We start from the raw sequence: 12,146 nt of genomic DNA, 5'->3' as shown, positions 1-12,146 counted from the left end.
CGAATCTCGAATCTCGAATCGCTTACATGCGCTCTAGAGTGTCGATACCTAGAAGCGATAGACCTTGCTTGATCGTCTTCGCTGTTAGTGCAGCAAGCTTCAGACGGCTCTGCTTAACAGCTTTGTCTTCAGCAACTAGGATAGGGCAAGCTTCGTAGAAGCTAGAGAATTGACCAGCTAGTTCGAATAGGTAGCTACACATGATGTGTGGTTGACCTTCACGAGCAACAGACTGTACTGCTTCTTCAAACTGTAGAAGTTTCGCGATAAGCGCTTTCTCTTTCTCTTCAGTGATTTTGATTTCACCTTCAAGCGAGTCCATAGAAATGCCAGCTTTAGCAAATACAGAAGCAACACGAGTGTATGCGTACTGCATGTATGGTGCTGTGTTGCCTTCGAATGCAAGCATGTTGTCCCAATCGAACACGTAGTCAGTAGTGCGGTGTTTAGAAAGGTCTGCGTACTTAACCGCTGCCATAGCAACAGTGTTCGCGATCGCTTTCTTCTCGTCTTCTGCTAGTTCTGGGTTCTTAGATTCGATTAGCTGCGCTGCACGAACTTCGGCTTCATCAAGAAGATCAGCAAGACGAACAGTACCGCCTGCACGAGTCTTGAATGGTTTACCGTCTTTACCTAGCATCATGCCGAATGCGTGGTGCTCAAGAGAAACAGATTCTGGGATGTAACCTGCTTTACGAACGATAGTCCAAGCTTGCATTAGGTGCTGGTGTTGACGTGAGTCGATGAAGTAAAGAACGCGGTCTGCGCCTAGTTCTTCAAAACGGTATTTTGCACAAGCAATGTCGGTTGTTGTGTAAAGGAAGCCGCCGTCGCGTTTCTGGATGATAACGCCCATTGGGTCACCATCTTTGTTTTTGTATTCGTCTAGGAATACAACTTGTGCGCCGTCATCTTCTTTAGCAAGACCTTGCTCTTTCAGATCCGCAACAATAGTTGGAAGCATGTGGTTGTACATGCTTTCGCCCATTACGTCATCACGTGTTAGAGACACGTTTAGACGATCGTAGTTGCGTTGGTTTTGAATCATTGTTACGTCAACAAGCTTCTTCCACATCTCTGCGCAGAACTCGTCGCCGCTTTGCAGTTTAACAACGTAGCCACGTGCTTTAACTGCGAACTCTTCGTCTTCATCGTAGAGCTTTTTAGATTCACGGTAGAAGCCTTCAAGGTCAGCAAGTTCCATTGAAACTTCACCAGACTCAGCCTGAACGCGCTCAAGGTTTGCGATAAGCATACCAAATTGAGTACCCCAGTCACCGATGTGGTTAGCGCGGATAACGTTGTGGCCTAGAAATTCTAGAGTACGAACTACTGCATCACCGATGATAGTTGAACGTAGGTGACCAACGTGCATTTCTTTAGCAACGTTTGGCGCAGAGTAATCCGCAACAATAGTTTGCGTTTCAGCAACGGCAACACCAAGGCGAGAGTCAGCCAATGCTGCGTCTGCTTGTTTGGCTAGGAAAGCTTCATCTAGGAAGATGTTTAGGAAACCCGGACCTGCGATTTCAACTTTAGACGCGATACCGTCTAGGTTTAGAACGTCCAATACTTTTTGAGCAAACTCTCGAGGATTAGTGCCTAGTCGCTTAGCAACGCCCATAATGCCGTTTGCTTGGTAGTCACCAAATTGTGGTTTTGCAGATTGGCGAACAGCCGCAGGAGAGCCTGCAGGTGCGCCAGCGGCTTCTAGAGCCTGAGATACTTTGTCATTAATAAGTGCTTGGATATTCACACGCGTTTCCTTCAATTCAAGGATGATAAGAGTGGCCGTTAATTCTTGGTCATTAAATTGGTTAATTATGCTTCTAGTTAACGATTTAATGCCAAAATCAGCAGCAGACTCTGTTTAAGTTCACAGAAATGGCGGTAATCATACCAATTTTGTGCGGTTTCTTATAGGTCGAATTGATAGAAAATTAACATTTCCTGAGTGGTTTTTGACAATCGACTTTTAGCAAGACGCGTTTGCATGTTTAAGGAGCGAAAAGAACATAGTTATTGAGTGTTTTTTGTAAAAGCAACGCTTGTTGCAAAAGGCAAAACTGATAACATGCAGCCATTATTTGGAGAACACAGACAATGATGATGAGCCTGAAGCAAGCTGAACTAGAACCACAACAAATGATCGCCCGCCTTGATACTTTTATGGCAAAAATCGAGAGCCTAGGAAATACATTAGGTTTGGATTTAAGCTTTGCTCAAGCGGATCATATTGCGCTGCGAATCAATGACACTGAGCTAGCGAAATCTGCCCATCAAGCGTGGTCTGAGTACGGCTCTATGATTTCTGAGGCGATGATTAATGGTCGTCCAATTGTGGTGTTGGCTTTCGATGAACCCTTGCAAAGCCTTGGCTGGAAAATTGAATGTTTGGAGCTGCCATATCCAGCAGAAGGTAAGATTTACCCAAGCCAAGATTGGGAACATGTAGAGTTTGTGATTCCTTCTCATGCCCAAACAGCTGATGAGTATCTAGCGGATCTTAAAGAAACTTACCCGCAGTTCGCTGCTAACTTTGAAACGCTGGGTGAGCAAGGCGTTAAGATCAAACTCTCTAGCCCGAAAGGCGAGGGTGAACGCTTGAATAACCCAACAGTGGCTTTTAAACATCAAGGGATTTGCATCAAGCTGCATCCACACTCTTTGAAGAAGATTGTGGAATCAGAACAGGCTTAATTTGAATAGAGAGTTGCTAGGAAAGAGATTCCTGATCTCGCCTTGGCTCGTCGGAATGACGGGGTGTTCGATGAAATTTTCCAGAGTCTATCTTTGGATAGTGACAGACTGAGCGTTCGAGAGCGTATGTTAGAGCCTATAGCTCGAAGGTTCATCACCGAGTTCGTCATTCCCGATAGCGACGAAGGAGCGTAGTCGGGAATCTCTCAAAGCGAGTCTGATCATCAGATACAAAAAACGCGCGATGGGCTTTCCCTATTGCGCGTTTTTTATTGGGTTCTAACTGGAAGTCTTACCGGAAATCGAATATCCGATTTACAGAATTACAGTCTTGTTGCCGTAAACAAACACATGATCATTTATCACCTTGTTTAACGCCTTACTTAATACATTCTTCTCTACGTCACGACCGGCTTGTGCCATGTCTTTCGCGCTGAAGTTGTGATCCACAGGGATAACATCTTGCTTGATGATTGGACCTTCATCCAAATCATTCGTCACAAAGTGTGCCGTTGCGCCAATGATCTTCACGCCGCGCTCATACGCTTGTTGGTATGGCTTCGCGCCAATAAATGCTGGCAAGAAGCTGTGGTGGATATTGATGATCTTGTGGTGGTATTTTTCAACAAAACCTGGTGTCAGCACTCGCATGTACTTAGCCAAAACAAGGTAATCCGCCTCGTACTGGTCAATCACTTCTAGCATCTTCTTCTCATGTTCTTCACGGTTTAGCCCTTCGTGAGAAACATGGTGGTAAGGGATGTCAAAACGCTCGGTTAGGCTTTGTAGAATGTCGTAGTTACCGACAACGGCTGCAATTTCAACGTCTAAGCTGCCATCGAAGTTCTTCATTAGAATGTCGCCAAGGCAGTGTGCTTCCTTGGTCACGAGTATCACAACACGCTTGCGAGACGAATCAACAAGCTTACGTTTCGTATTTGGTGGCAGGGCTTGATCTAAATCGGCAAGTAAGGTTTCGTCATTGAAATACCCTTCAAGCTCGGTGCGCATAAAGAAGTGGCCACTTGTGTTATCTACGAACTCATTGTTGTGAATAATATTGAGTTGGTGCTTATAACAAATGTTGGTGATCTTAGAGATGAGGCCCGGGGCATCAGTACAATGTGTTAGTAAAGTTTTTCTTTCCATTTGCATCTTACTTCCATGAAATATTTTTATTTTTTAAATTAAATGCAGGCCGTCGAACGGTGAACTGAGCCGCAATATCACCGTTATAATTAATCTATTATCAAGTTGGTTTCAACAAATTCTGCTGCTCATTTATCGCTTTGATAAATTGTTTGATGTGGAAATATCAGTTTTTAGATAGGAAAACAGGCAGAAGCTTCATTTTTAAAGTTTTGACCGTAGTACGCATTTGAACTTCAACCGAGGCATTTACGCCTTGGCCAAAAATAGAGGTGATACTTATGGATAAAGAGTTACTAGCAAAAAAACTGTACTGCCAGCGAGTGAATTCATTGGTGGGTGGTACGGAGTTAGATGGTCATGTTCTAGATGAAATGTGGGAAAGCAAGACCTCGCCAACCGATGCAGTGAAGGCCATACAGCCTGGTGATAACCATTTTGAAGGTGCTCCTTGGCTATCACGTTATCTCAGTCGAAAATAAAAACGATTCTCTAATTCCTACTTCTTCAATTCTTACCTTCAAGGTAACTTAAGCCACGTCAAGCCAAACCAAACACCTCCGGTGCGAAGTCATTCTTGATTCGCGCCGGCTCACTAAACCTGCCATAATTCTCCTTCTCTTTTTCTAAACTTCGTACTCTATGATATCTAAAACGTTTTCTACTGATGGCGCTCTGGGCAAAGCTATCCCTGGGTTTCAACCAAGACAAGCTCAGTTAGACATGGCTGAAGCGGTTTCACAAGCTATTGAAAATCAAAGCCAGTTGGTTGTTGAGGCTGGAACAGGTACTGGTAAGACGTTTGCTTACCTAGTGCCTGCGCTGCTTAGTGGCAAGAAAACCATCATTAGTACGGGGTCTAAAAACCTTCAAGAACAGCTGTTTCACCGAGATTTACCCTTGATGGTCGATGCGCTTGGCTTTTATGGTCAAGTTGCGTTACTCAAAGGGCGTTCAAACTATTTGTGTTTGGACAGGCTCAGCCGTCAAATGATCGAGAGTCATGGTGCTCATACCGATCCAACGCTGCTGGCTCAGTTAGTCAAAGTTCGTAGTTGGTCGTCATCCACTCAGACGGGTGATTTGGGCGATTGTGATGATATCGCCGAAGACAGCCCGGTTATCCCGACGATTACCTCGACCAATGATAATTGCTTAGGTAAAGAGTGCCCAAGCTACACCGATTGCTTCGTGCTTAAGGCGCGTAAAAAAGCGATGGATTCTGATGTTGTCGTGGTAAACCACCACTTGTTCTTAGCGGATTTGGCGATTAAAGAGACAGGATTTGGTGAGCTGATTCCTGAAGCCGATGTGTTTATTTTCGATGAAGCACATCAACTTCCCGATATCGCCAGCCAGTACTTCGGACAATCGGTTTCCAGTCGACAGATCCAAGAGTTAGCCAAAGACATTGAAATCGCTTACCGAACTGAAGCCAAAGATATGCGTCAGCTACAGAAAGTAGGGGATAGGCTCGTTCAATCGTCAGCCGATCTGCGTATTGTGCTTGGTGATACCGGCTTTCGTGGTAACTGGCGCGAAGCCTTGAAATCCGAGTCGATTGCGCGAGAGTTGGTTCGTTTGCAAGATGCTCTACAACTTGCGGTTGATGTATTGAAATTAGCATTGGGGCGAAGCCAACTGTTAGATACCGCTTTCGAACGCGCAAACATGATTAAATCGCGCATCGAACGTGTATGCGACGTGTCGATTACTGGCTATTCGTATTGGTATGACACTACACCGCGCCACTTTGCCTTACACATAACACCGCTTTCCGTCGCCGATAAATTCCACGAGCAGATTGAGCTTAAACCGGGCGCTTGGGTATTTACCTCTGCAACCTTGGCGGTATCGGACGATTTTGACCACTTTACTTCTCGATTAGGGTTAAAACCGTCGGCACAGTTTTCACTGCCAAGCCCGTTTGACTATCCAAATCAGGCGCGCTTGTGTGTACCTCGTTATCTTCCTGAACCGAATAGCCCCGGTCTCGCGGATAAGCTAGTAAGAATGCTGACCCCAGTGATTGAGCAAAACCAAGGTCGCTGTTTCTTCTTGTGTACTTCACACAGCATGATGAAAGAGTTGGGGGAGCGATTCCGTGAAACCCTCTCGGTTCCCGTTCTATTGCAAGGTGAGACAAGTAAGCAAAAAACCTTAGCCGAATTCATGGAATTAGGTAACGCATTGCTGGTGGCTACAGGTGCTTTCTGGGAGGGGATAGATGTTAGGGGCGACGCATTAAGCTGTGTTATCATCGATAAATTGCCCTTTACAGCCCCTGATGACCCTTTACTTAAGGCTCGAATCGAGGACTGTAAGCTAAAAGGGGGTGATCCTTTTGCACAAGTACAGTTGCCAGACGCTGTGATTACCTTGAAACAAGGTGTCGGCCGATTGATACGTGACAAGCGCGATAATGGTGCTTTGATTATTTGCGATAACCGATTGGTGACTCGCGATTACGGTGGCATATTTTTGGCGAGTTTACCGCCTATCCCTCGTACACGTGACTTAGGGGTCATTAAAGAATTCTTAGCTAAAGACCATTCAACCGCTGCTGATTAATTGGCATTGTTGAGTTTAGCCATTATTTTTAGATTAGATAACAGATATTTGAGACACAAATGAGCGCGAAAATTCTTGCAGTAGATACCGCAACTGAAAACTGTTCAGTTGCATTAGTAATGGGTGACCAGGTGTTCGCACGTAGCGAAGAGGCTCCTCGAGACCATACGAAAAAAATTCTACCTATGGTGGATGAAGTACTGAAAGAAGCGAATGTCGCTTTCACCGATATCGATGCTATCGCGTTTGGCCAAGGCCCAGGCAGTTTCACGGGTGTGCGTATTGGTATTGGTATTGCTCAAGGCTTAGCTTTTGGTGCGGATTTACCGATGATCGGTGTCTCAACACTGGCAGCGATGGCGCAAGGCAGCTACCGTAAATTTGGTGAAACTCACGTTGCGACAGCGATTGATGCGCGCATGAGTGAAGTATACTGGGCTCGTTACAGCCGTGAACAAGATGGTCGTTGGACTGCGGTTGATGCCGAATGTGTAACGCCACCAAGTGAATTGGCTGCGCAGTTAGAAGCAGATTCTGAAACATGGGCGAAAGTCGGTACCGGTTGGGCAGCTTACGCAGAGCATATGGACACATTAGCGATCAACACTAAAGCGTGTGAAGTGCTATTCCCAGAAGCTCAAGATATGGCGTTCCTTGCTCAATTCGCTTATGCAGAAGGTAAAGCGGTTGCAGCAGAAGAGTCTGAGCCAGTTTATCTTCGTGACAAAGTGACTTGGAAGAAACTGCCAGGTCGCGAATAATTTTTACAAGGTTCTGATGCAAATTAGGTCTAAATGCGTATTATTTAGATTTGAGAGGGCAGATATTTAGTCATGGTATCAATTAACAACTTACCTCCTTCTTCGATAGGCAGCACGTCTAAGCCGAATCGAATTAAAAAGAAGGAGCAGGCAAAAAAATCTGATGCTAGCACTGCTGTTGGGCAACCTACTAAGGTGGCTAATGCTGTTTCTCATTCTATTCGTCAAGTTAAAGAGTCTGAACTACACAAGGCTCAAATCCAGTATGATCTTCCAGAAGGCCGAGGACGTAAGGCTATGGAAGAGTATATGGATGTAATGAATCAGGCGAAGAAAGAAGAACTTGCAAAGCTTATCGGTGTCGATATCTACATCTAGAGCTTCTTATTAATGCCTGTTTAAGGACCAGAACCATGTCAAATTATCTCTCTAAATTACGCTTAATAGCCTTTTCTCTTGGTGTCTTGGTACTTGCCGGGTGTTCATCGCTTCCTAGCGAGCTTGAAGCAAAATCAGAGCCTGTAATTAGTGATTACCAACAGTGGGTCGACCAACTACCGGATGCGCAAAGTGTTCGATTAGGTGGCGTTATCTCTAAAGTGACCAACTTGAAAGATAAGACTCGAATCGAAGTCGCTAATATGCCGATTTCGAGCAACGGTAAGCCAGACCTAGACGCAGAGCCAAGCGGACGTTTTGTTGGTTATATTGAAGGGTATGTTGAGCCTCTAAGTTTTGCAGAAGGTCGTCTGATTACACTGGTTGGTCAGTCAAGCGGAAGTGAAGATGGAAAAATAGGGGAATACCCTTACACCTTCCCTGTGATGAAAGTGGACAACCAACGACTGTGGAACATCACTGAGCGTGTTGTTGTTAACGATTTTGCACCAACCTACTACTCGTGCAGAAGTTTACATTGTCGCAGTTTTCAAACGATGCCAAGACAAGGTCGAGTGATACAGGACGTAGAGTAATTAACTTTTTAGACGTTGATTGCGCAAACAGATGGAACTAAGTGTTTGATGATTGAAAAGTCATACTCCCTTGCGAGCGGGACGCTTGCAACACAACAGATTGGCAACCCACAAACGACCGCAACGACGGTCGTTTTTATTCATGGGTGGTTGGATAATTCGTCCAGCTTTAATCCGGTTATGCAGCAAGTCGCCAAGTTTGCGCCCAATGCTCACCTTGTTGCTATCGATCTCTTCGGACACGGCTTCTCGTCGCATAAATCGGGAAGTTACTACCCATTTCATGATTATATTGATGACTTGCATCAGTTGGTGACTAAATTATCGCCAAACAGACTGGTACTGGTAGGACATTCACTTGGTGCATTGATCGCAAGTTGCTATAGTGCCGCCTTTCCTGAAAAGGTGTCAGGATTAATTCAAATTGAAGGTCACGGACCTCTTTCAGAAGCTCCCCAAGAAACGGTTTCTCGCTTGAGAGATGGGGTACTCAGTCGTCTTCGACAGCGAAGAAAGCCTTCACGTCCTCTGGCAAGCCTTGAGGATGCTATTAAGCTGAGAGCTCACGCCAATCAAATCAATGCTGAATTAATTGCTCCTATTGTCGAGCGAGGAATTGTCGAGTTAGATAACTCTTGGCAATGGCGATGCGACCCTAACCTAAAATGTGACTCGTTATATCGAATGTCACAGGCGCACGCTGAAGCGATCATGGCGGCTATTGAATGCCCTCAATTAATAGTTTTAGGAAATGATGGATTCCGACATTTGCAGCATAATCGCTACAAATCAGCCCATAGTTCTCTGAATATAGAGACTGTTCCTGGCGGACATCATTGCCATTTAGAGAGCCCGGAGCTAGTTTCAGAGCTAATTCTTGGTGTAGTTAACAAAATTTAAACAAGTGTTTGAGCCTTTTAGTGCTCATGCACTAAAGCTGTGCTGTAATACCGCAATGATAAAAAGCGGCGAAGCAGTCGTCAGCTGATAAACGAGGAGTAACATAGTGGACAAACCTTGGCTTTCACGTTATCCAAGTGACGTACCAGAAACGATCAACCCAGATCAGTACCCATCTCTTGTAGAAATGTTTGAACAGTCGGTACAGAAGTACGCGGACCAACCTGCATTCGAGAACATGGGCTCGATTATGACATTCCGTAAGCTTGAAGAGCGCAGCCGTGCTTTTGCCGCTTACCTACAGAATGACTTGAAACTGAAGAAGGGCGATCGCGTCGCGCTAATGATGCCAAACCTACTGCAATACCCAATTGCACTATTTGGTGTATTGCGTGCAGGTATGATTGCAGTGAACGTCAACCCACTGTACACACCTCGTGAGCTTGAACATCAACTGAACGATTCTGGTGCAAAGGCGATTGTTATCGTATCTAACTTTGCGAGCACGCTAGAGAAAGTCGTTGATAACACGCCGGTTAAACACGTTGTTCTAACTAGCCTAGGGCAAATGCTGCCACGCGCGAAAGGGACAATTGTCGACTTTGTAGTGAAATACGTAAAAGGCATGGTGCCTAAGTATGATCTGCCGGGTGCTATCTCATTCAGAAAAGCGCTGCACAAAGGTCGTCGTCTTCAATATGTGAAACCGTTCATGGCGGGTGATGACATCGCGTTCCTACAGTACACTGGTGGTACAACAGGTGTAGCGAAGGGCGCAATCCTAACGCACCGCAATATGATTGCGAACGTACTTCAAGCGAAAGGGGCTTACGGTCCTGTTCTGCAAGAAGGCCGCGAGTTGGTTGTAACGGCATTACCGCTTTACCACGTATTTGCACTGACGGTGAACTGCTTACTGTTTGTTGAGATGGGTGGTCGTAACCTTCTAATTACTAACCCTCGTGACATTCCTGGCTTTATTAAAGAGCTGCAAAAGGTTCCGTTTACCGCAATTACCGGCGTAAACACCTTGTTTAATGCGCTAGTTAATAACGAAGATTTCCACGAGTTGGATTTCAGTAACCTACGCCTATCTGTTGGCGGCGGCATGGCGGTTCAACGCGCTGTTGCTGAGCAATGGAAGAAAGCGACAGGCATTCACCTATTGGAAGGCTATGGCTTAACTGAGTGTTCACCACTGGTAACGGGTAACCCATACGACCTGAAAGACTACACAGGTGCTATCGGCCTACCAGTACCATCGACAGAAGTTCGTATTGTTGATGATGAAGGTAAGGTTATTGCTAATGACCAAGTAGGCGAGCTACAAGTTCGTGGCCCTCAAGTGATGCAAGGTTACTGGCAGCGCCCTGAAGCGACCAAAGAAGTGATCGATCAAGACGGTTGGTTATCGACAGGTGACATCGTTAAGTTTGATGACGAAGGCTTGTTGTACATCGTTGACCGTAAGAAGGACATGATTCTTGTATCAGGCTTCAACGTCTACCCGAACGAGATTGAAGACGTTGTGGCTCTGCATGGTAAAGTGCTTGAAGTAGCAGCTATCGGTCAACCTCATGAAGTGTCTGGTGAATTGGTTAAGATCTACGTTGTGAAGCGTGACCCTAGCCTGACCAAAGAAGACATTATCGCGCACTGTCGTGAGCACTTAACGGGTTACAAAATCCCTAAATTAGTCGAGTTCAGAGATGATCTTCCAAAGACTAACGTAGGTAAGATCTTACGCCGCGTACTGCGTGAAGAAAACGATGCAGAACTTGCGAAACGCGCTAGCGAATAATTAGCCCGTTTGCGCGAAAGTACTGCACCAAAACCATTGAGGCGCTTAATCTAAGCGAGCGCTGAAAAATGGTGTTAGAATGCCGACAGTTAATGTCGGCATTTTTGTATCCGGCGATCAAATAGAAACCTGTGAGAGTTTTTGTGGATTATCAAATCATTACCCAATTGAAAGACCTTGAGCGAGTTTGCCAACAAGCACGTGAAGCCGATGTCGTTATGCTTGATACGGAGTTCGTTCGTACTAGAACCTATTACCCTCAATTAGGCTTGATTCAGTTATTTGATGGTGAAACGCTGTCACTGATTGACCCTATTGCTCTTGATGACATGACACCGTTCGTTACCTTGTTGAAAGACGCATCAGTATTGAAAGTGCTGCACGCGTGCGGTGAAGATTTGGAAGTGTTCCAGAACGCATTTGGCTGTACACCAACACCAATGGTTGATACACAGATCATGGCGGCTTTCTTAGGTCATGGTTTATCAACGGGCTTTGCTGCTCTGGTTTCAGAGTTTGTCGGTGTCGATCTCGATAAGAGTGAATCTCGCACAGACTGGCTAGCGCGTCCGCTTTCTCAAAAGCAATTGGACTACGCAGCGGCAGACGTGCATTACCTAATGCCAATGTACAACAAGCTTCTAGAAAAAGTGATGGAAGCTGGCTGGTGGGAAGCGGCTCAGCAAGAGTCTGATTTACAAGTTGCCAAGCGCATTCGTAAAGTAAACCCAGACACAGCCTACCTTGATATTAAAGGGGCGTGGCAGCTTAAACCTAAGCAATTAGCGATCTTACGACCTCTAGCAACTTGGCGTCTAAAAGAAGCAATCAAGCGCGATTTAGCGCTGAACTTTGTCTTCAAAGAACAAGACCTATGGGCTGTGGCGCGTTTTGCGATGAAAGATCCCAAGCACATGGAGCAAGAGGGTTTTGATTACCGCTCTGTGCGTCGCCATGGTGCGAAGATCAGCTCAATCGTAAAGTTAGCGGAACATACACCAGAAGAAGAGTACCCAGCACCAGTAGAACGTCTAATGGACTTCCCTGGCTACAAGCAACTGTTCAAAGTGCTGAAAGATGAAGTGAAAACAGCATCACAACACAGTGGTTTGGCGACGGAATTCTTGGCATCGAAGAAGCAACTTAACCAAATGTTAAGCTGGGTGTGGAAGCACGATCGTAACCCAGAAAAGCTGCCTGATGTTATGCAAGGCTGGCGTTTAGATGTGGTTGGCGAAAAGCTGAGTAAAGCGATCAAATAACCGCTTGCTGCTTTAAAGCCTAACTTAG

The 12,146-nt window shown here is 45.5% G+C and carries 11 protein-coding genes; 9 read left to right on the top strand and 2 right to left on the bottom strand.

Features of this window, described 5'->3' with window-relative positions:
• Positions 1-22: 22 nt before the first annotated feature.
• Positions 23-1,756 carry an arginine--tRNA ligase gene (gene argS, locus AB4138_RS04990; protein WP_372305179.1) on the bottom strand — a complete coding sequence of 578 codons (1,734 nt, stop codon included), beginning with the start codon at positions 1,754-1,756 and terminating at the stop codon, positions 23-25.
• A gap of 347 nt (positions 1,757-2,103) precedes the next feature.
• Between argS and AB4138_RS04985 the strand changes: the two genes are divergently transcribed.
• The gene (locus AB4138_RS04985) at positions 2,104-2,700 is read left to right on the top strand and encodes a VOC family protein (protein WP_017070298.1); all 597 of its coding nucleotides are present in this window, start codon (positions 2,104-2,106) and stop codon (positions 2,698-2,700) included.
• A 315-nt stretch (positions 2,701-3,015) separates the two neighbouring features.
• On the opposite strand, the gene purU is transcribed toward AB4138_RS04985, so the two are convergent.
• Positions 3,016-3,849 (bottom strand): formyltetrahydrofolate deformylase, encoded by an 834-nt coding sequence (gene purU, locus AB4138_RS04980; RefSeq protein WP_029235131.1) that lies wholly within the window; start codon positions 3,847-3,849, stop codon positions 3,016-3,018.
• 281 nt (positions 3,850-4,130) lie between these two features.
• Between purU and AB4138_RS04975 the strand changes: the two genes are divergently transcribed.
• The 8 genes from AB4138_RS04975 (at position 4,131) to rnd (ending at position 12,118) form a co-directional block, all read left to right on the top strand.
• The gene (locus AB4138_RS04975) at positions 4,131-4,331 is read left to right on the top strand and encodes a hypothetical protein (RefSeq protein WP_372305176.1); all 201 of its coding nucleotides are present in this window, start codon (positions 4,131-4,133) and stop codon (positions 4,329-4,331) included.
• Positions 4,332-4,491: 160 nt separating this feature from the next.
• Positions 4,492-6,420, top strand: a complete 1,929-nt coding sequence (locus tag AB4138_RS04970; protein WP_372305173.1) for an ATP-dependent DNA helicase — start codon at positions 4,492-4,494, stop codon at positions 6,418-6,420.
• 59 nt (positions 6,421-6,479) lie between these two features.
• A complete protein-coding gene (tsaB, locus tag AB4138_RS04965; RefSeq protein WP_372305171.1) occupies positions 6,480-7,181 on the top strand; it encodes a tRNA (adenosine(37)-N6)-threonylcarbamoyltransferase complex dimerization subunit type 1 TsaB in 702 nt (233 codons plus the stop codon).
• A gap of 72 nt (positions 7,182-7,253) precedes the next feature.
• The gene (locus AB4138_RS04960; protein WP_017062378.1) at positions 7,254-7,559 is read left to right on the top strand and encodes a hypothetical protein; all 306 of its coding nucleotides are present in this window, start codon (positions 7,254-7,256) and stop codon (positions 7,557-7,559) included.
• 35 nt (positions 7,560-7,594) lie between these two features.
• Positions 7,595-8,155, top strand: a complete 561-nt coding sequence (locus tag AB4138_RS04955; protein ID WP_372305169.1) for a Slp family lipoprotein — start codon at positions 7,595-7,597, stop codon at positions 8,153-8,155.
• A 48-nt stretch (positions 8,156-8,203) separates the two neighbouring features.
• Positions 8,204-9,055 (top strand): alpha/beta fold hydrolase, encoded by an 852-nt coding sequence (locus AB4138_RS04950; protein WP_372106505.1) that lies wholly within the window; start codon positions 8,204-8,206, stop codon positions 9,053-9,055.
• Between the two features lie 106 nt (positions 9,056-9,161).
• Positions 9,162-10,856 carry a long-chain-fatty-acid--CoA ligase FadD gene (gene fadD, locus AB4138_RS04945; protein ID WP_017062375.1) on the top strand — a complete coding sequence of 565 codons (1,695 nt, stop codon included), beginning with the start codon at positions 9,162-9,164 and terminating at the stop codon, positions 10,854-10,856.
• A 143-nt stretch (positions 10,857-10,999) separates the two neighbouring features.
• Positions 11,000-12,118 (top strand): ribonuclease D, encoded by a 1,119-nt coding sequence (gene rnd, locus AB4138_RS04940; RefSeq protein WP_017062374.1) that lies wholly within the window; start codon positions 11,000-11,002, stop codon positions 12,116-12,118.
• Positions 12,119-12,146 lie beyond the last annotated feature (28 nt).

The organism is Vibrio sp. 10N.286.52.C3, assembly GCF_041468865.1.
Classification (GTDB): Bacteria; Pseudomonadota; Gammaproteobacteria; order Enterobacterales; family Vibrionaceae; genus Vibrio; species Vibrio crassostreae_C.
Note: the sequence above shows the minus strand (reverse complement) of the source record. Positions and strands in the feature narration are given on the sequence as shown.